15 protein-coding genes and 1 pseudogene are annotated in these 20,443 nt (G+C 67.5%); 15 read left to right on the top strand and 1 reads right to left on the bottom strand.

The annotated features are described in order from the left end of the window. The first annotated feature begins 123 nt into the window (after positions 1-123). The 15 genes from AC1DHX_RS17050 to AC1DHX_RS17120 all read left to right on the top strand — a co-directional run bounded on the left by AC1DHX_RS17050 (position 124) and on the right by AC1DHX_RS17120 (position 19,871). On the top strand, positions 124-477 hold the full coding sequence (locus AC1DHX_RS17050) for a LysR substrate-binding domain-containing protein (RefSeq protein ID WP_476900278.1): 354 nt from the start codon (positions 124-126) through the stop codon (positions 475-477). A gap of 129 nt (positions 478-606) precedes the next feature. After that, entirely contained in the window at positions 607-2,328 is a 1,722-nt protein-coding gene (gene ilvD, locus AC1DHX_RS17055; RefSeq protein ID WP_476857803.1) for a dihydroxy-acid dehydratase, read from the top strand. Between the two features lie 471 nt (positions 2,329-2,799). Further along, positions 2,800-4,698 (top strand): acetolactate synthase large subunit, encoded by a 1,899-nt coding sequence (locus tag AC1DHX_RS17060; RefSeq protein WP_028277928.1) that lies wholly within the window; start codon positions 2,800-2,802, stop codon positions 4,696-4,698. Between the two features lie 2 nt (positions 4,699-4,700). Further along, complete coding sequence (ilvN, locus tag AC1DHX_RS17065) at positions 4,701-5,213, top strand: acetolactate synthase small subunit (RefSeq protein ID WP_018773531.1); 513 nt, start codon at positions 4,701-4,703, stop codon at positions 5,211-5,213. A 78-nt stretch (positions 5,214-5,291) separates the two neighbouring features. After that, positions 5,292-6,317, top strand: a complete 1,026-nt coding sequence (gene ilvC / locus AC1DHX_RS17070) for a ketol-acid reductoisomerase (protein WP_026266449.1) — start codon at positions 5,292-5,294, stop codon at positions 6,315-6,317. A gap of 127 nt (positions 6,318-6,444) precedes the next feature. Continuing rightward, entirely contained in the window at positions 6,445-8,040 is a 1,596-nt protein-coding gene (gene serA / locus AC1DHX_RS17075; protein ID WP_476858786.1) for a phosphoglycerate dehydrogenase, read from the top strand. Positions 8,041-8,244: 204 nt separating this feature from the next. Beyond that, complete coding sequence (locus AC1DHX_RS17080) at positions 8,245-11,031, top strand: ABC transporter permease (protein WP_476858785.1); 2,787 nt, start codon at positions 8,245-8,247, stop codon at positions 11,029-11,031. After that, positions 11,028-11,795 (top strand): ABC transporter ATP-binding protein, encoded by a 768-nt coding sequence (locus AC1DHX_RS17085; RefSeq protein WP_018773527.1) that lies wholly within the window; start codon positions 11,028-11,030, stop codon positions 11,793-11,795. Before AC1DHX_RS17080 ends, AC1DHX_RS17085 begins: the two co-directional genes overlap by 4 nt. 9 nt (positions 11,796-11,804) lie before the next feature. Further along, positions 11,805-13,364, top strand: coding sequence for a methionine--tRNA ligase (gene metG, locus AC1DHX_RS17090; RefSeq protein WP_476858784.1), 1,560 nt, complete (start codon positions 11,805-11,807; stop codon positions 13,362-13,364). Between the two features lie 133 nt (positions 13,365-13,497). Then, positions 13,498-14,550 (top strand): 3-isopropylmalate dehydrogenase, encoded by a 1,053-nt coding sequence (locus AC1DHX_RS17095; RefSeq protein ID WP_476900279.1) that lies wholly within the window; start codon positions 13,498-13,500, stop codon positions 14,548-14,550. 151 nt (positions 14,551-14,701) lie between these two features. Further along, a complete protein-coding gene (locus tag AC1DHX_RS17100; RefSeq protein WP_476858782.1) occupies positions 14,702-15,814 on the top strand; it encodes a branched-chain amino acid aminotransferase in 1,113 nt (370 codons plus the stop codon). A gap of 115 nt (positions 15,815-15,929) precedes the next feature. Further along, complete coding sequence (locus tag AC1DHX_RS17105; RefSeq protein WP_476858781.1) at positions 15,930-16,727, top strand: MBL fold metallo-hydrolase; 798 nt, start codon at positions 15,930-15,932, stop codon at positions 16,725-16,727. Between the two features lie 5 nt (positions 16,728-16,732). Next, positions 16,733-17,509 (top strand): fumarylacetoacetate hydrolase family protein, encoded by a 777-nt coding sequence (locus AC1DHX_RS17110; RefSeq protein ID WP_476857798.1) that lies wholly within the window; start codon positions 16,733-16,735, stop codon positions 17,507-17,509. Positions 17,510-17,626: 117 nt separating this feature from the next. Continuing rightward, positions 17,627-19,144 (top strand): glutamate--tRNA ligase, encoded by a 1,518-nt coding sequence (gltX, locus tag AC1DHX_RS17115; protein ID WP_476858780.1) that lies wholly within the window; start codon positions 17,627-17,629, stop codon positions 19,142-19,144. A 1-nt stretch (position 19,145) separates the two neighbouring features. Beyond that, positions 19,146-19,871 carry an HAD family hydrolase gene (locus tag AC1DHX_RS17120; RefSeq protein ID WP_476858779.1) on the top strand — a complete coding sequence of 242 codons (726 nt, stop codon included), beginning with the start codon at positions 19,146-19,148 and terminating at the stop codon, positions 19,869-19,871. Between the two features lie 37 nt (positions 19,872-19,908). On the opposite strand, the pseudogene AC1DHX_RS17125 reads toward AC1DHX_RS17120, so the two are convergent. After that, positions 19,909-20,443: pseudogene (locus tag AC1DHX_RS17125) on the bottom strand (hypothetical protein); the annotation flags it as partial.

Consider the following 20,443-nt stretch of genomic DNA (forward strand, 5'->3'; position numbering starts at 1 on the left):
CCCCCCCCCCCCCCCCCCACGTCCAGGGGTTCGTCCAGCAGCGGCACCACTGTCAGGCCCTGGCCGCCGAAGACTTCCGGACCGTCGACACTGTGCGCCGAGGACGTCGTCGGCTTTCCGTGGATGGGGGTTCCCGAGGGTTTTCCCTTCGACACCGTGCTGCGCCAGATCGAGGTGCGGGCCGACTCGCAGGCGGTCCGGGCCCAGCAGTTCCCGGATCTGCGGGTCCTGGAAGCCCTGGTCAGCGCCGGGCACGGGCTGAGCCTGCTGCCGCGGTACACGGCGGTCAGCAACCAGGGCCGGGGGTTCGTCCTGCGCCCGCTCGAGGGCGTGAAGGCCAGCCGGAGCATCGTGGCGCTGGCCCGTCCGGACGTCGCGGCCCGGACCACCATCCAGCAGGTCCTGGCGATGCTCAAGGCCGAGGCCCAAGGTGTCGCCGAGGCCCCGGAACTGCGTGACGCGGCTCACCGGGCCTAGGTCAAATCGGGTCCCGGTTTCATGATGTGAGACGAGAGTCCACTATTTGATCGAAATATTCCCGGTTTTCCGCTTAACGCTCCGTTCTTGGGTCGTTGGCGCCTGTAGCAGAGCCCTAGACTTTGAGCCATGAGTCAGGACACCCACACAGCAGCAGACACCAAGCCGGACATCAAGCCCCGCAGCCGGGTCGTTACCGATGGAATCCACGCCGCCCCCGCGCGCGGCATGTTCCGGGCGGTCGGCATGGGCGACGACGACTTCGCCAAGCCGCAGATCGGCGTGGCGAGCTCGTGGAACGAGATCACCCCCTGCAACCTTTCGTTGAACCGGCTCGCCCAGGGCGCCAAGGAAGGCGTCCACGCCGGCGGCGGGTTCCCCATGCAGTTCGGCACCATCTCCGTCTCGGACGGCATCTCCATGGGCCACGAGGGCATGCACTTCTCCCTGGTGTCCCGCGAAGTCATCGCCGACTCCGTCGAGACGGTCATGCAGGCCGAGCGGATCGACGGCTCTGTGCTCCTGGCAGGCTGCGACAAGTCGCTGCCCGGCATGCTGATGGCGGCGGCCCGCCTGGACCTGGCCGCCGTSTTCCTCTACGCCGGCTCCATCATGCCCGGCTGGGTCAAGCTCGAGGACGGCTCCGAAAAGGAAGTCACCCTCATCGACGCSTTCGAGGCCGTCGGCGCGTGCGCCGCCGGCAAGATGAGCCGCGAGGACCTGGACCGCATCGAAAAGGCCATCTGCCCGGGCGAGGGCGCCTGCGGCGGCATGTACACCGCCAACACCATGGCCTGCATCGGCGAGGCCCTGGGCATGTCCCTGCCCGGCTCCGCCGCACCGCCCTCCGCGGACCGCCGCCGCGACGCCTTTGCGCACAAGTCCGGCGAAGCCGTGGTCAACCTCCTGCGCCTGGGCATCACCGCCCGCGACATCATGACGCGCAAGGCGTTCGAGAACGCCATCGCCGTCACGATGGCCTTTGGCGGTTCCACCAACGCCGTGCTGCACCTGCTCGCGATCGCCCGCGAAGCCGAGGTGGAGCTGACGCTGGAGGACTTCAACCGGATTGGCGACAAGATCCCGCACCTGGGCGACCTCAAGCCGTTCGGCCGCTACGTCATGACCGACGTCGACAAGATCGGCGGCGTGCCGGTGATCATGAAGGCACTGCTCGACGCCGGCCTGCTGCACGGTGACTGCCTCACCGTCACCGGCAAGACCGTGGCCGAGAACCTCGCCGCGATCAACCCGCCGGACCTGGACGGCAAGATCCTGCGCGCACTGGACAACCCGATCCACAAGACCGGCGGCATCACCATCCTGCACGGCTCGATGGCCCCGGAAGGAGCTGTCGTCAAGAGCGCCGGCTTCGACGCCGACGTCTTCGAGGGCACGGCCCGCGTGTTCGAACGCGAACAGGGCGCGCTCGATGCCCTGGACAAGGGTGAGATCCACAAGGGCGACGTCGTCGTGATCCGCTACGAAGGCCCCAAGGGCGGCCCCGGCATGCGCGAGATGCTCGCCATCACCGGCGCCATCAAGGGCGCGGGCCTGGGCAAGGACGTCCTGCTGCTGACCGACGGACGGTTCTCCGGCGGAACCACCGGCCTGTGCATCGGCCACGTCGCGCCGGAAGCCGTCGACGGCGGCCCCATCGCGTTCGTCAAGGACGGCGACCGGATCCGCGTGGACATCGCGGCCCGCACCTTCGACCTCCTGGTCGACGGCGCCGAGCTCGAGGCCCGCAAGGTCGGCTGGGAGCCGCTCCCGGCCAAGTTCACGAAGGGTGTGCTCGCCAAGTACGCCAAGCTCGTCCACAGCGCCTCCACGGGCGCGTATTGCGGCTGATCCTCCGGGCCTGGGTGACCAGGCTTAATACGGGAAGCTCCGAGGGGCCCCGAACGCACGGCGTCCGCGCCGGGTGTTCGGGGTAGGAGATTCCCGCCTGCCGCCGATGGCTGCAGGCTCTCCAAGGGAAAACGATGGTCCCAACCAGTGGACACCGTTGTCCAAATAGTGAGACACGGGCCGGGCTCGTTGACACCCGTCTCACTCAGAGGGAAAACTGAACGCATGATCGAGATCGTTACAGCCGGAGTCACTGAATTTGAGTGCACTGCAGTCGAGAGCGCTGCAGGTGTTTCCGTCGTACTTACCAAGCGCGTGGCTCATTAGCCTTCACTGGTAAAGAACCGTCACGCGCAACCCCTCGAAGAGCCCGCCGGCTGAGGGGTTTTTTTATTTCCCGCTTCACCAGCCGCACCACCAGAACAATCCAGTAGTTCCACGATCACCGAAGATCCACAAAGGAAGAGTCCGATGAGCAAAGGATCGCCGATCAGCCCCTCGCTGATGGCCACCAAGTCCACTGGAGCCCACAAGGCTCCGGAACGCGTCGAACGTCCGGCTGACGCCGGCGTCGACTCTGCTGCCGTCTCTCCTGTCCTCGGACCGAACAACGTCGTACCCCCGACGGTCATGACCGGTTCGCAAGCAATTGTCCGCTCGCTCGAAGAACTCGGCGTCCAGGACATTTTCGGTTTGCCCGGTGGCGCGATCCTGCCCACCTACGACCCCTTGATGGCTTCCAAAATGAACCACGTTCTGGTCCGTCACGAACAGGGAGCCGGCCACGCCGCGCAAGGCTACGCCATGGTTACCGGACGGGTTGGCGTCTGCATCGCCACCTCGGGCCCGGGTGCCACCAACCTCGTTACCGCCATCATGGACGCCCACATGGACTCCGTGCCGATAGTGGCCATTACCGGCCAGGTCTCCAGCGGGGTGATCGGCACCGACGCCTTCCAGGAAGCGGACATCGTCGGGATCACCATGCCGATCACGAAGCACTCCTTCCTGGTCACGGACCCCAACGACATTCCGCATGTGATGGCCGAGGCGTTCCACCTGGCGTCCACCGGACGCCCGGGCCCGGTCCTCGTGGACGTCGCCAAGGACGCCCAGCAGGGCCAGATGACGTTCTCCTGGCCGCCCAAGATCGATCTCCCGGGATACCGGCCGGTGGTGCGCGGCCACAGCAAGCAGGTCCGCGAGGCCGCCCGGCTCATTTCCGGTGCCAGCAAGCCCGTGCTCTACGTCGGCGGCGGAGTGGTCAAGGCCCACGCCTCGGCCGAGCTGCGTGAACTGGCCGAGCTGACCGGCGCCCCCGTGGTCACCACCCTGATGGCCCGGGGCGTGTTCCCGGACTCGCACCCGCAGCACGTGGGCATGCCGGGCATGCACGGCACGGTTTCCGCCGTGACAGCCCTGCAGCAGTCGGACCTGCTGATCACCCTGGGCGCGCGGTTCGATGACCGCGTGACCGGCATCCTGAAGTCCTTCGCCCCGAACGCCAAGGTCATCCACGCCGACATCGATCCGGCGGAAATCTCCAAGAACCGCACGGCCGACGTCCCGATTGTCGGCTCGGTCAAGGAGATCATCCCGGAGCTGACCGAGGCCCTGCGCCTGCAGTTCGAAGCCTTCGGCACCCCGGACCTGACCACCTGGTGGGCCTTCCTTAACAACCTCAAGGAAACCTACCCGCTCGGCTGGACCGAACCCGAGGACGGCCTCAGCGCCCCGCAGCGCGTCATCGAACGCATCGGCGCCCTGACCGGTCCCGAGGGCGTCTATGTCGCCGGCGTCGGACAGCACCAGATGTGGGCCTCACAGTTCATCAAGTACGAACGCCCGCACGCCTGGCTCAACTCCGGCGGCGCCGGCACCATGGGCTACGCCGTGCCGGCGGCCATGGGCGCCAAGGTGGGCGAACCGGACCGCGTGGTCTGGGCGATCGACGGCGACGGCTGCTTCCAGATGACCAACCAGGAACTGGCCACCTGCGCGATCAACAAGATCCCCATCAAGGTCGCCATCATCAACAACTCCTCCCTGGGCATGGTCCGGCAGTGGCAGACCCTCTTCTACGAGGGCCGCTACTCCAACACCGACCTCAACACCGGACATGACACGGTCCGCATCCCGGACTTCGTCAAGCTGGCGGACGCCTACGGCTGCGCTGCCTTCCGGTGCGAACGCGACGAGGACATCGACGCGACCATCCAGAAGGCACTGGAGATCAATGACCGCCCGGTGGTCATCGACTTCGTCGTGAGCCCCAACTCGATGGTGTGGCCGATGGTCCCCGCGGGGGTCAGCAACGACCAGATCCAGGTTGCCCGCAACATGACCCCGGAATGGGAAGAGGAGGACTGAACATGACCCGCCACACATTGTCCGTTCTGGTCGAAGACAAGCCCGGTGTGCTGACCCGCGTCGCCAGCCTCTTCGCCCGCCGGGCCTTCAACATCAATTCCCTGGCCGTCGGCCCCACCGAGGTCCCGGGCATGTCCCGGATGACCGTGGTGGTCGACGCCGATGGCGAGCTGATCGAACAGGTCACGAAGCAGCTGAACAAGCTGGTCAACGTGATCAAGATCGTCGAGCTCACCTCCGAATCTTCCGTACAGCGTGACCACATCCTGGTCAAGGTACGTGCGGATGCCGCAACACGCCTGCAGGTCACCCAGGCTGCAGACCTGTTCCGCGCTTCAGTGGTCGACGTCTCCACAGAGTCGGTGGTCATTGAGGCAACGGGCCACCCCGAGAAGCTCACGGCACTCTTGTCAGTGCTGGAGCCTTTCGGCATCCGCGAAATCGTGCAGTCCGGCACCCTGGCCGTTGGGCGGGGATCCCGCTCCATGAGTGACAGGGCCCTCCGCAGCGCGTAACACCGCCGGAGCCGCCCCGTTGTACCGCAGCACCACAGACAATATCTACGAAGAATCCACTCAAAAGGAGACACCCCAGTGACTGAAATGTTTTACGACGACGACGCCGACCTGTCGATCATCCAGGGCCGCACCGTCGCCGTCATCGGTTACGGCTCCCAGGGCCACGCCCACGCCCTCAGCCTCCGCGATTCCGGCGTTGACGTCCGCGTCGGCCTGAAGGAAGGCTCGAAGTCCCGCGCCAAGGCCGAGGCCGAGGGCCTGCGGGTCCTGAACGTTGCCGACGCCGTCGCCGAGGCCGACCTCATCATGGTCCTGACCCCGGACCAGGTCCAGCGCCACGTGTACGCCGAGGACATCGCCCCGAACCTGCAGCCGGGCGACGCCCTGTTCTTCGGCCACGGCTTCAACATCCGCTACGGCTACATCCAGCCCCCGGCCGACGTCGACGTCGCCCTCGTCGCCCCCAAGGGCCCGGGCCACATCGTGCGCCGCGAGTTCGAAGCCGGCCGCGGCGTGCCGGACCTGATCGCCGTCGAACAGAACCCGTCCGGCAAGGCTAAGGAACTGGCCCTGTCCTACGCCAAGGCGATCGGCGGCACCCGTGCGGGCGTCATCGAGACCACCTTCACCGAAGAGACCGAAACCGACCTCTTCGGCGAGCAGGCTGTCCTCTGCGGCGGCGCCTCGCAGCTGATCCAGTACGGCTTCGAAACCCTCACCGAGGCTGGCTACAAGCCCGAGGTCGCCTACTTCGAGGTGCTGCACGAGCTCAAGCTGATCGTCGATCTCATGGTCGAGGGCGGCATCGCCAAGCAGCGCTGGAGCGTCTCGGACACCGCGGAATACGGCGACTACGTCTCCGGCCCCCGCGTCATCACCCCGCAGGTGAAGGAAAACATGAAGGCTGTCCTCGCGGACATCCAGGACGGCACCTTCGCCAAGCGCTTCATCGACGACCAGGACGCCGGCGCGCCGGAGTTCAAGGCGCTGCGCAAGAAGGGTGAGGACCACCCGATCGAGGCCACCGGCCGCGAACTKCGCAAGCTGTTCTCCTGGATCAAGAACGAAGACGACTACACCGAAGGAACAGTGGCCCGCTAGGCATTGCCCGGCAGGGGAGCCGGACACCACATCCTGGGGTCCGGCTTCCCTGCTGTCCAGCACCACCCGCACCACCCGATTCACCAAAATCCCCACCAGATACACAAGAGAGCTAAAGAGGTCACCGGTGACAAGCACCAAACCTGTCGTACTCCTCGCTGAGGAACTTTCGCCCGCCACAGTCGAGGCCCTCGGCCCGGACTTTGAAATCCGCCAGACTGACGGCTCCGACCGTTCCCAGCTGCTCTCCGCGATCGCCGACGTCGACGCGATCCTGGTCCGCTCCGCCACCCAGCTGGACGCCGAGGCCATCGCCGCCGCCAAGAACCTCAAGGTCATCGCCCGCGCCGGCGTCGGCCTGGACAACGTGGACATCAAGGCGGCCACCCAGGCCGGGGTCATGGTGGTCAACGCGCCGACCTCCAACATCGTCTCCGCCGCCGAACTGACCGTCGGGCACATCCTGAGCCTCGCCCGCCACATCCCGCAGGCCAGCTCCGCCCTCAAGGACGGGGAGTGGAAGCGCTCCAAGTACACCGGCATCGAGCTCTTCGAGAAGAAGATCGGCATCATCGGCCTGGGCCGGATCGGTGCCCTGGTCGCGGCCCGCCTGAAGGGCTTCGACACCAAGATCCTCGCCTACGACCCCTACATCACCTCCGCCCGGGCCGCCCAGCTCGGCGTGCAGCTGGTGACGCTCGACGAGCTCCTGGCCCAGTCGGACTTCATCACCATCCACATGCCCAAGACCCCGGAAACCGTCGGCATGCTCGGCGCCGAGGCGTTCAAGAAGATGAAGAGCACGGCGTACGTCGTCAACGTCGCCCGCGGCGGCCTGGTGGACGAGGAAGCCCTCTACACCGCGCTGCAGGCCGGTGACATCGCCGGCGCCGGCGTCGACGTCTTCTCCAAGGAACCCAGCACCGACCTGCCGTTCTTCAAACTCGACAACGTCGTGGTGACCCCGCACCTGGGCGCCTCCACCGACGAGGCCCAGGAAAAGGCCGGCGTCTCCGTCGCCAAGTCCGTCCGCCTGGCCCTGGCCGGCGAACTGGTCCCCGACGCCGTCAACGTCGCCGGCGGTGTCATCGCACCGGACGTCCGCCCCGGCATCCCGCTGATGGAAAAGCTGGGCCGCATCTTCACCGCGCTGACCCATGCCTCCCTCACCCAGTTCGACGTCGAGGTGGCCGGCGAGATCTCCTCGCTCGATGTCAAGGTCCTGGAACTCGCGGCGCTCAAGGGCATCTTCGCCGACGTCGTGACCGAGCAGGTCTCCTACGTCAACGCACCTGTCATCGCCGAGCAGCGCGGCATCAACGTCCGCCTCATCACCACGCCGGACACCGAGTCGTACCGCAACGTCCTGACCCTGCGCGGCGCCCTCAGCGACGGCAGCCAGATCTCCGTCGCCGGAACCCTGACGGGCCCGAAGCAGATCCAGAAACTGGTCGGCGTCAACGGCTACGAGGTGGAAATCCCGATCAGCGAACACCTCGTGGTGGTTGCCTACTCGGACCGCCCCGGCGTGATCGGCACGATCGGCCACATCCTGGGCATGAACAACATCAACATCGCCGGCATGCAGGTGGCACGCCAGGCGGAAGGCGGCCAGGTGCTGGCCCTGCTGACCATCGACAGCTCCGTTCCCCAGCAGGTCCTTGACGCGATCAAGGCCGGGATCGGCGCTGAAATGGTCCGCGAGGTTGACCTCGAGGACTGAAATCCTCCCCGCGGGCCCCGGCGGCGGCATGACCSCCGCCGGCGGCCACGAGAGGCCGGCCGGTCTGCGTACAATGGCTAGGACCGAATTTCGGGTCTTGGCCGGCAGACCGGCCTTTACTTTTGCACGCCCGGCACGGGACGCCTTCACTTCCTCAGGAAATGAACTGCGGCGTGCGCACGCAATCCAGCTTTCAGGAGCCCAATGAACGCCGTCCAGAGGTTCATCAGAAGCAGAGTGCTTTTGCTGACCGCGTCCATTTTGATCGTGGCCATGTGCCTGTCCGTGCTCGTCCAGGGTCAGTCCCAGGCGGCGCTGAGCAGGACCGTGGACCAAAACTCCCGGGGGCTCTATGACGTCCTGGTGCAGGCCAAGGCGAAGGATAACGGCGGCCTGATGCAGCCGGACATCGCCACCGGCCAGGGCGGCATCAGCTTCGAGCAGCTGGATTCGATCCGCAAGCTCTCCGGCACCTCTGTGGCCGCCCCCATCAGCCTGGTCTCGCGTGTGACGCAGAACCTGGAGTCGCCGCGGCTGGACGCCACCGACTACCTGGGCTTCAACGCGGGCCTCGCGGGCACCTCCGGCGACCCGACCGCCACGGATCCGAGCAAGTGGCCGGCCGCGGAATCGGTACTGAGCGACACGCCAAAGAAATACCGCCTCACGGCCAGCGCCGTCAGCTCCGACGGCCACTCCGACCAGACCCTGTTCAAGACCACGGCCGAGGGCTCCCTCGGCAAGGCGAAGCTGGTCGAGGAACAGGTCGACGGCGGCAAGAACGTCCGCATCCAGGGCCCGGAGGGCGAGACCGGCATCAAGTTCCCCACCCCGGCCGGCGGCTCCGAGCACAACCTCTTCAACCTCTCCGTTTCCCTGCCGATGGCCCCGCAGGTGACCGAGTCCGTCGTCGCCGTCGACCCCGTCTCCGAACGCGCGCTGCTCGGCACGGCCGGTGACTTCCTGTCCCCGCTGGAGAAGGCCCCGCCCGCGGACGCCCGCAACGCCGGCGCGATCGGCCGGCACTTCGAGAGCCTCTTCACCAACGGCATCAGCATGGACGAACTCAAGGAAGGCCCGGACTTCCTCGGCGTCAAGCTCAAGTACTGGGCACCGCTGATGACCCAGTACCAGCAGGCCAAGCGCGACGGCCAGCTCACCGACGATTCCCAGGCCATCCCGCTGATCGTGCGCTCGGGCACCGCCCTGGACCTGAAGTACTCGGTCAAAATCGAGGAAATCGACGACTCCGGCAACGTCACCAAGGACGTCGGCACCGTGACCCGCTCGCTGGACAAGGACTACCTGCCGTTCGTTTCCAAGTCCCCGTTCGCCCTCGCCTGGCCCGGGTCCAAGGACCTCTCCCAGCTCATGGGCGACACCGGATCCTTCAGCCAGGGCCTCTACAACCCGGCCACCTGGACCACCAACTTTGCCGCCGCCCCGACATACAAGGACGGCGAAACCGCCGCCAACGGCGCCGTTGACAAGAGCGCCACGCCCGGTGACTGGGTCACCGTGAACCGGCTGCCGGACAAGGCCGCCAACGGCGAAGCCGTCGACCAGACCCAGCGCGAGCCTGTAGACGAGCGCTCGTACCGCCAGAACCTCGAAACCGGCAAGAAGCTGGCCACGCCGCTGGCCATGGTCTACGGCACCTTCGACGCCGCGAACGTCAAGGAAGCTGCCGGCGACGTCAACCGGCTGCCCCTGGGCGGCTATGACCCCGCGCCGTTCACCCTGACCAAAGACGCGTCCGGCAAGGACGTCAACACCGAACTCAAGCCGTCGCTGAGCGCCACAGGCCTGGTCAGCCAGTCCGCCGGAGCCATCACCGACTACTACGGCCTCGCCGCCGCCCGCGGCTACGATGCAAACGCCAACGTGATCGACGCCGTCCGGGTCCGCGCCAAGGTCCCGGGCAGCTGGAAGCAGGCGCAGCCCGAGGTGGAGAAGCTCGCCAACGAGATCCGCGACATGGGCCTGCAGGCCACCGTGGTGGCCGGTTCGGCCCGCGAAGACGCCAGCATCGCCGTTCCCGGCTACTCCAAGGACGACGCCGGCAAGGAATCGCCGCTGGGCACCGTGCAGCAGTCGTGGGTCCGCCAGGACGCCGCGGACGCCGTGTCCGGCTCGCTGACCGCCACGAACCTGACCCTGCTGTTCCTGACCCTCTGCGGTGCTGCCCTCCTGACCGGCGCCTCCACCGTCAGCTACATCCGCAAACGGCGCAGCGAGGCCGGTACCCTGCGCGCCATGGGCTGGACCCAGCGCAAGATCCGTTCCTGGGTGCTGGCCGAATTCGGCGTCGGCGCCGCGCTGCTGGCCGTCGTCGGAATCGTCCTGAGCCTGATCAGCTGGAGCACCGCCACCGCGGTGGTCTCGGCGTCGGTCCTGGTGCTGTACGCCGGTGCCGCGTTCATCGCGGCGCAGCAGCTGCGCCACCGCGACGTCGTGGACCAGGAGCCGCAACACGATGAACGGCTCATCGCGGTCGATTCCCCGCTGACCTTCGCGAACCGGCAGCTGAGCACCAACAAGTTCAACACCATCTCCCTGGCCGTTGCCGTCGGTGTCTTCGCCGCGGCCGTCGGCGGACTCGTCGCCCTGCTGATCGACATTCCGCGGGCCGCCGGCGCCAGCGCCCTCAGCGGGCTGGCCGCGGCCAGCATCGCCCTGCCCAGCATCATCCTGGGCGTGTCCGGTGTTGCCGTCGGGCTGCTGCTGACCATGGTCACCGGCCGCTTCGAGCTGCAGGCCAAGCGCCAGTACCTCGGCACGCTGCGGGCCATGGGCTGGAACCCGGACATGCTGGGCCAGGTCCGCTTCTTTGAAAACGCCATGGTGGGAACCGTCGCGCTGCCGCTGGGTGTTGTGGGCGCCCTCGGCATCGGCCTCCTCCTGGCCCCCTACGCCGCGCTGTGGGCCGCAATTGCCGGTCTCGTAGCTGTACTTTGCTGGATTCCGATTGCAACGAAAGTGGTCCAATGACTAACGAGCTGAACCTTGACCGGGAGGCACACGACCGGATGACCGCCAGCACCCGTCGCGGTGCGCACAAGACCCGCGCCAACACAATCGTGAAGGCCACGGACCACGCCACCCCGCTGGAACTGAGCAACATCACCATCCACTACGGCGGCGGCAAGGGCGGTGCCGAGGCCGTCAACGTCGTGGACGACTTCAACATGACCCTGCACGCCGGCGAAATGCACTGCGTCGCGGGCCGCTCCGGCTCGGGCAAGACCAGCATCCTGACCGTCGGCGCGGGACTGACCCTGCCGACGTCGGGCCGGGTGTTCTGGGAAGGCGACTCGCTCGAGACCATGGGCGACGACGAGATCGCCGACCGCCGCCGGGCCCTGATCGGCTACGTCGACCAGGGCGGTGCGCTGATCGACGGGATGAGCGCGCTCGAGAACGTCCTGCTGCCGGCCGTGCCGGACGGCGAGGTCGAGAAGCGCCGCGACATGGCCAAGGACCTCCTGGACCTCGTGGGCCTGGGCCGGCGCATGCGCCACCGTCCGGCGCAGCTTTCCGGCGGTGAACGACAGCGCGTCGCGATCGCCCGCGCGCTCATCCTCGGCACCCGCGTCCTGGTGGTCGACGAGCCCACGGCCAGCCTGGACCGGGCCGCGGCCAACCGCATCATCAGCATCCTCAAGGACACCACCTCGGACGGCATTGCCGTGCTGGTGGCTTCACATGACCACGAACTGGTCCGCCAGAGCGATACCCTCACAGAACTGATCTAGATTTAGACCGTGACTTCAACTGACAAGACCCCGTTCTACATCACCACGGCCATCACGTACCCCAACGGGGTGCCGCACATCGGCCATGCGTACGAGTACATCGCCACCGATGCGATGGCCCGGTTCAAGCGCCTGGACGGGTACGACGTCTTCTTCCTGACCGGCACTGACGAGCACGGCATGAAGATCGCCCAGACCGCCGAGAAGGAAGGGCTGGCGCCCAAGGATCTGGTGGACCGGAACGCCGAGATCTACAAGGCGGCGCACGCGGCCCTGGGGGTCTCCTACGACCGTTTCATCCGCACCACGGACGCCGACCACTACGCAGCGTCGCAGGCCATCTGGAAGAAGATGGAAGCYAACGGSGACATCTACCTSTCCAAGTACGAAGGCTGGTACTCSGTCCGCGACGAGGCGTTCTACGTCGAGGACGAGACCGTGGTCAAGGACGACGGGATCCGCTACTCACGCGAATCCGACACCGAGGTCACCTGGACGGCCGAGGAGAGCTACTTCTTCCGGCTCTCCGCCTATCAGGACAAACTGCTGGCGCTCTACGAGGCCCACCCGGAATTCGGTGCCCCGCAGTCCCGGTTCAACGAGGTCATCAGCTTCGTCCGGCGCGGTCTGGAGGATCTGTCCATCAGCCGCACCACGTTCGACTGGGGCGTTCCCGTGCCCGGCAACGACAAGCACGTCATGTACGTGTGGGTCGATGCGCTGACCAACTACCTGACCGGCGTCGGCTACCCGGACGTCGACTCGGACTCCTTCAAGAAGTTCTGGCCGGCCGACGTCCACGTGATCGGCAAGGACATCTCCCGCTTCCACGCCATCTACTGGCCGGCGTTCCTCATGAGCGCCGGACTGGAGCTGCCGAAGCGGATCATGATCCACGGCTTCCTGCAGAACAACGGCGTCAAGATGTCCAAGTCGCTCGGAAACGTGGTGGCCCCTGCGGACTTCGTGGCCCAGTACGGCCTGGACCAGGTGCGCTACTTCTTCCTGCGCGAGGTCCCCTTCGGCGCGGACGGCAACTACAACCACGAGGCAATCGTGGGCCGGATGAACTCCGACCTCGCCAACAACTTCGGCAACCTGGCCCAGCGGTCGCTGTCCATGGTGGCCAAGAACTGCGAGGGCCGCGTGCCCGCGCCCGGCGCATTTTCCGCCGAGGACACCGCGATTCTGGCCCAGGCCAACGGACTGCTTGACGCCGCCCGGGCCGCCTTCGAGAAGCAGGAGTTCAGCCGTGCACTGGAGGCCATCTGGGCTGTCTTGGGGGACACCAACGCCTACTTCGCCGAGCAAGCCCCGTGGGTGCTGCGCAAGACCGACGTCGAACGCATGAACACGGTGCTTTACGTGACGCTCGAGGTGCTGCGGATCGTCGCGATCCTGGCCCAGCCGGTCATGCCGGTGGCGACGGCGGCGATCCTGCACACGCTCGGCCAGCCCGAGGGCGGGGCGCGCCAGTTCTCGGCCCTGGGCACACCGATCGCCGCCGGCACCGAACTGCCCGCCCCGGCCCCGGTGTTCCCGAAGTACGAGGAACCCGCCGAAGCCTGAGCCCCTGCGGCCCTGACGCCCCCGCACCCCCTGATCCGGGGGAGCGGGGGCGTTTTGCTTACCCGGAAAACGGGGGTGATCGAATAGTGAGACAACTTGACCAGAATGTGGATCACTTGGCTACGCTGAAAATATGAGCGCATCCACGATTGATCTGGCAGTCATCCCGGGCGACGGCATCGGCCCGGAGGTCACCGCCGAAGCCCTGAAGGTCCTTGAAAAGGCCGCGGCCGCAGAAGGGATCGTGCTCCAGCAGACCCACTACAAGCTGGGGGCGGAGCACTGGCTCGCGACGGGGGAGACCCTCCCCGCGGCCACCCTCGCCGACCTCCGCACCCGCGACGCCATCTTGTTCGGCGCCGTCGGCGCGGCCCCCGGCGACACCCGGATCCCCTCCGGCATCATCGAGCGCGAGCTCCTGCTGAAGCTGCGCTTCAGCCTGGACCACTTCGTCAACCTGCGGCCCTCCCGCCTGTACGCCGGCGTCGGCAGCCCCCTCGCGAACCCCGGCGAGATCGACTTCATCGTGGTCCGCGAAGGCACCGAGGGCCCCTACGTGGGCAACGGCGGCACACTGCGCGCCGGCACCCCCCACGAGGTGGCCACCGAGGTGTCCCTGAACACCGCCCACGGCGTGGAGCGTGTGGTCCGCGACGCGTTCCGCCGGGCCAACGACCGCCCCCGCAAGAAGCTCACCCTGGTGCACAAGCACAACGTCCTGGTCTTCGCCGGCCAGCTCTGGAAGCGCACGGTCGAGGCCGTGGCCCAGGAGTTCCCCGACGTCACGCACGACTACCTCCACGTCGACGCCGCCACGATTTTCATGGTTAYCGATCCGGCCCGCTTCGACGTGATCGTCACCGACAACCTGTTCGGCGACATCATCACCGACCTCGCGGCGGCCGTGACCGGCGGGATCGGCCTCGCCGCCTCCGGCAACCTCAACATGGACCGCACCGCGCCGTCCATGTTCGAACCGGTCCACGGGTCCGCCCCGGACATCGCCGGCCAGCAGAAGGCSGAYCCSACSGCSGCCATCCTCTCCGCGGCGCTCCTGCTCGACCACCTCGGCTTCGCCACCGCTGCCCGGAAGATCGAGGCGGCCGTCACGGCCGACGTCGAAGCCCGCGACGGCGCCGTCCGCACCACCAGCGCGATCGGCGACGCCATCGCGGCGGCGCTGTAGGCCCCGCCTGCATTTCCTGCATGGCAGGCGACTGCAGACACCGCAAAACCGTGCTGCCAACGGGCGTAAGCTTGTTTCGAATCACCAATATGCTGCCGTGGTCCGAGGGTGAACCACGTTCCCACACCAGGCAGCCGATCGTGGAGGAACCATGACTCAGACTGCCCATGGCGTCGAATTCACCCAGCACCTGTCGGAGACCCCGAAGTCTGCTGAAGAGCGTGCCGCCATCCTGGCAAACCCGGGATTCGGCGACTATTTCACCGACCACACCGCGATTGTGGACTACAGCGTCGACGCCGCCGGCAACGGCGGCTGGCACGACGCGCGCGTTGAGCCCTACGGCCCGATTTCCCTCGACCCGTCCGCCGCCGTGCTGCACTACGGCCAGGAGATCTTCGAGGGCCTCAAGGCCTACCGCCACGCCGACGGCTCGGTCTGGACGTTCCGGCCCGAGGCCAACGCCGCCCGGCTGAACAAGTCCGCCCGGCGCCTGGCCCTGCCCGAACTCCCGGAAGAGTACTTCCTCGGCGCCATCCGCGAGCTCGTCGCGGCAGACAAGGACTGGGTCCCCGCCGGCGACGGCGAAGCCCTGTACCTGCGGCCCTTCATGATCGCCACCGAGGCGTTCCTGGGCGTGCGGGCAGCGCGCGAGGTTTCCTTCCGCGTGATCGCCTCCCCGGCCGGCAACTACTTCGGCGGCGAACTCAAGCCCGTCTCCATCTGGATCTCGCGCGAATACGCCCGCGCCGGCCGCGGCGGAACAGGCGCCGCCAAGTGCGGCGGCAACTACGCTGCCTCGCTGATCGCCCAGCAGGAGGCCGAGGCTAACGGCTGCAAGCAGGTCCTCTTCCTGGACCAGTTCAACGACAACGCTGTCGAGGAACTCGGCGGCATGAACGTTTTCTTCGTCATGAAGGACGGCTCGCTCGTCACCCCGGCGCTCTCCGGCACCATCCTGGAGGGGATCACCCGGATGTCCGTGATCCAGGTGGCCCGGGACATGGGCCGGGAAGTCACCGAACGCAAGATCACCCTGGATGAGTGGCGCGACGGTGTTGCCTCGGGAGACATTGCCGAGGTCTTCGCCTGCGGCACCGCCGCGGTCATCACCCCCATCGGCGTGCTCAAGGACACCACCGAGTTCATCGGTTCCGAGGACGCCACGGCGGGGGAGACCACTCTGGCCATCCGCGCCCAGCTGCTCGGGATCCAGACCGGCACCGTGGAGGACACCCACGGCTGGCTGACCCGGCTGGCCTAGCCACAGAACGTCTTAGTGCACGACGGCGGTCCCCACCTTCGGGTGAGGGCCGCCGTCGGCGTCTGTGGTCCCGGGCTGGGGCCAATGGCGCCCGATTCAATGCAAGGATGGGTCCGTGACCTCCGAGACATCCCGCGGCATTGTCCGCAGCAGTGAGCTGACCCGGTTCCGCCTCGCCCCGAATCCGGGCCCCATGAGCCTGGACGGAACCAACTCCTATCTCATTGGCGCCCCGGGGGCGGCGGCAAGGGTCGCCGTCGACCCCGGGCCCCTCGACGGGCCGCACCTTCAAGCGCTGGCCGGCGAGGGACCGGTCGAACTCATCCTGATCACGCACCGGCACGCAGACCACACCGCGGCCGCCGAGAGGTTTTCGGCCTTGACGGGCGCACCGGTCCGGGCCGCGGACCCCGCCCACTGCCACGGCGCACCCCCGCTGCAGGACGGCGAAACCATCCGGGCGGCCGGAACTGACATCCGGGTTCTGGCGACGCCGGGCCACACCTCGGATTCGCTGTGCTTCCACCTGCCGCAGGATGGCCCGCACGGCTCGGTGCTGACCGGGGACACGATTCTGGGCTCCGGAACCACGGTGCTGGACTACCCCGACGGCACCCTCCGGGACTACCTCGACTCGCTGGACCGGCTCGAACGCCTCGGGCCCGCCACGGTGCTGCCGGCCCACGGCCCCGTGCTGCCGGCCCTGGACGCCGTCGCCCGCGCCTACCGGGACCACCGGCGGGGCCGGCTCGAACAGGTCCGGGCAGCCCTCGCGGCACTGGGCGCCGACGCCGATGTCCGAGCCGTCACGGACGCCGTGTACGCCGACGTCGACCCCTCCGTCCGCCGCGCCGCGGAGCTCTCCGTCGCAGCGCAGCTGGACTACCTGCGCACCGAGGGGACGGTAGGCTAGGAACCATGCGTATCGCCCGGTTTGTAGTCGATTCTGATCCCCTCTACGGCATCGTGGAAGGTGAGCCCGGCAGTGAGGAAGTCACTGTCATCAAGGGCGACCCCTTCTTCCACGGCGTGGAACGAACCCCCATGAAGCACAAGCTGGAGGACGTCCGCCTGCTGGCGCCGATCATCCCGCGCAGCAAGGTGATCGGTGTTGGCCGCAACTTCGCGGAGCACGCCCGGGAACTCGGCAACGAGGTCCCGGCACAGCCCCTGCTGTTCCTCAAGCCCAACACGTCCGTGATCGGGCCCAACGATCCCATTGTCCTGCCGGAGTTCTCCGAGGACGTCTCCTTCGAGGCCGAGCTGTGCGTCGTCATTGGCCGGATCTGCAAGGACGTGCCCGAGGACCGGGTCGATGATGTGATCTTCGGCTACACCTGCGGCAACGACCTCACCGCCCGCGACGTCCAGAAGACGGACCTGCAGTGGGCCCGGGCCAAGGGCTTCGACACCTCGGCCCCGCTCGGGCCGTGGATCGAGACCGAGCTCGACACCGAGGACCTGCAGATCCAGGGCCGGCTCAATGGCGAACTGCGCCAGGACGGCAGCACCAACCAGATGATCCGCGGCGTCCGGGAGCTCGTCTCCATCGTCTCGCAGGCCTTCACCCTGCTGCCCGGCGACGTCATCATGACCGGTACCCCGGCCGGCGTCGGCTCCGTGCAGGCAGGCGACCGCTACGAGGTCGAGATCGAGGGCATCGGAAGGCTCTCCAACCCGGTGGTCCGCCGCTAACGGTTCTTCGCGCCGATTTCAGACAGCCGCCCCGTGGATCCACGGGGCGGCTGTCCGTTTCCGCAGCGGAAATCCGGACAAGTGGCGGTTGTAGAGATTGGTAATGTTGGTACCACTATGACTACTGTTCCCAGCTCCGCCCTTGCTGCCTCCACCGGTGAAGTCACCGCTGACACCCCGGTCCGTGTCCGGTTCTGCCCGTCACCCACGGGGACCCCGCACGTCGGCCTGATCCGCACCGCCCTGTTCAACTGGGCCCACGCCCGGCACACGAAGGGCACCTTTGTGTTCCGGATCGAGGACACGGACGCGGCCCGCGACTCGGAGGAGAGCTACCAGCAGCTGCTCGAGGCCCTCAAATGGCTCGGCATCACCTGGGAAGAGGGCGTGGAAGTCGGCGGCCCGCACGAGCCCTACCGCCAGTCGCAGCGCCTGGACCTCTACAAGGACGTCGTGGCCAAGCTGATCGACGCCGGTTACGCCTACGAGTGCTACTCCTCGCCGGAAGAAGTTGAAGCCCGCCACCGCGCCGCCGGCCGCGACCCGAAGCTCGGCTACGACAACTTCGACCGCGAACTCTCCGAGGACCAGCTCGCCGCGTTCAAGGCCGAGGGCCGCCAGCCTGTGCTGCGCGTGCGGATGCCCGACGAGGACGTCACGTTCACGGACATGGTCCGCGGCGAGATCACCTTCAAGGCCGGCAGCATCCCGGACTACGTCATTGTCCGCGCCGACGGCTCCCCGCTCTACACCCTGGTCAACCCGGTGGACGACGCCCTCATGGGCATCACCCACGTGCTCCGCGGCGAGGACCTGCTCTCCTCCACGCCCCGTCAGGTGGTGCTGATCCAGGCGCTGATGGACATCGGCGTCGCCAGCTACATGCCGGTCTTCGGCCACCTGCCGTACGTCATGGGCGAGGGCAACAAGAAGCTCTCCAAGCGCGACCCCCAGTCCAACCTGTTCCTGCTCCGGGACCGTGGCTTCATCCCCGAGGGCCTGCTGAACTACCTGTCCCTGCTCGGCTGGAGCCTCTCCGCCGACGAGGACATCTTCACCGTGGACCAGCTGATCGAGCACTTCGACGTCAACGACGTGCTGGCCAACCCGGCCCGCTTCGACATCAAGAAGGCCGAAGCCATCAACGGCACCCACATCCGCATGCTCGGCGCCGAGGACTTCCGCGGCCGCCTGGTGCCCTACCTGCAGGCCGCCGGCTTCGTGGGGGAGAGCCTCACGGACCGCGATGAGGAGATCCTGGCCGAGGCCGCACCGCTGATCCAGGAGCGCATCTCGCTGCTGGGCGAGGCCCCCGAAATGATCGCGTTCCTGTTCAAGGCCGACGACGCCATCGACGTCGCCGACGACGCCCGCAAGGGCCTGCCGGAGAACCTCACCGAGGTGCTCGACGCCGCCCTGGCCGCCCTGGAGCCCGTTGCCGACTGGACGGCCGAGAACATCCAGGCCGCCCTGAAGGAAGCCCTCGTGGAAGGCCTCGGCGTCAAGCCGCGCCTGGCGTTCGGCCCGGTCCGCACGGCTGTCTCGGGCCGGCGGATCTCCCCGCCGCTGTTCGAGTCCATGGTCATCCTGGGCAAGGATTCCTCCCTGGCCCGCCTGCGCGCTTTCCGCGGCTGACATGCTGGCAGCGGGCCTGGACGGCGGCGCTGTCCAGGGGGTTCTGTTCGACATCGATGACACCCTCGTGGACCTCGAATTCGCCATGACGGCGGCCCTCCGCGACGTCAGCGAGCACCTCCTGCCCGGCCTGGACGAGGCCGGGTGGGAGAGGTTCGGGCGGATCTTCACCCGCGAGACCACCCATTTCTACGACCGCTACCTGGCCGGCGAGATCACGTTCAATGAACAGCGGCTGCTCCGCGGCCGGGCGGCGCTGGGGTACTTCGGCGTCGAACTTGCCGACGGCGAACAGGCCCACCACTGGGTGAGTTCCTACGCGAGCCGCCAGCACGGCTACATCCGGGCGTTCGACGACGTCGGGCCCCTGCTGGACGCCCTGGACGCGGCCGGCATTCCCTACGGCGCCGTGAGCAACAACGTCCACGACTATCAGCGCGTGAAGCTGGATGCGGCCGGGCTGGAACGGATTACCGTTCTGGTTGGCACCGACACCGTTGGCGCCGCAAAGCCGGACCCGGCGATCTACCTGGAGGGTGTCCGGCGGATCGGTACGGGTCCCGGCCAAACGCTGTACGTCGGTGACAACCGGCTGCTCGATGCGGAAGGTTCGACGGCGGCCGGCCTCCTCGGCGTCTGGCTGAACCGCGGCGGGGAACCGGCCCCCGGCTTCCTGGGCCGCGAGGTCGGCTCCCTGCTGGACCTGCTGGCGCAACCCCCGCTGTAACGGGCGCCGCAACCGGCGCTGCAACCGGCACCGGAAGTTACCGTGGTCCGGCCTGCCTCTTCCGCAGCGCCAGGAAGGCGCCAACGGCGCCAAGGGCCAGCACCGCGACGAGTCCCAGTGCCGTGGCGGCGTCGGACTGCCGGAGCAAGCTGGTGGGCGACACCGCGGCAGCTCCGGAATACAGCGTGCCGGTGCCATCGGCAATCCGGGCGTTGCCGTCCGCGAGCTTGTCCGCCCCCGTGGCCAGCTTCGAGGAGCCGGACGCCAGCTTGGTGCTGCCGGCCGAGAGTTCTGAGGCCCCGGAAGCCAGGGCCTGGGAGCCGCCCAGCAGGCCGGGGTTGGCAGGATCGGCCGGATTGCCCTTGATCCCGGCGTTCAGGGCCACGGTTCCGTCGGCCAGGCGAGAGCTGCCCTCGGTCATCCGGGCGGCGGCCTTGAGCAGGCCCGGGTGCTCGGGGTCGCCGGGGACCCCGTCCATCCCGACCCGGATCTTGGACGTGCCGTCGGCCAGAAGCCGGGTGCCAAGCACCACGCCCGGGCTGCCGGGGTCCTGGCTGTTGAGCTTCCCGGCC

It is taken from the genome of Arthrobacter sp. 05N33_2 (assembly GCF_056397425.1).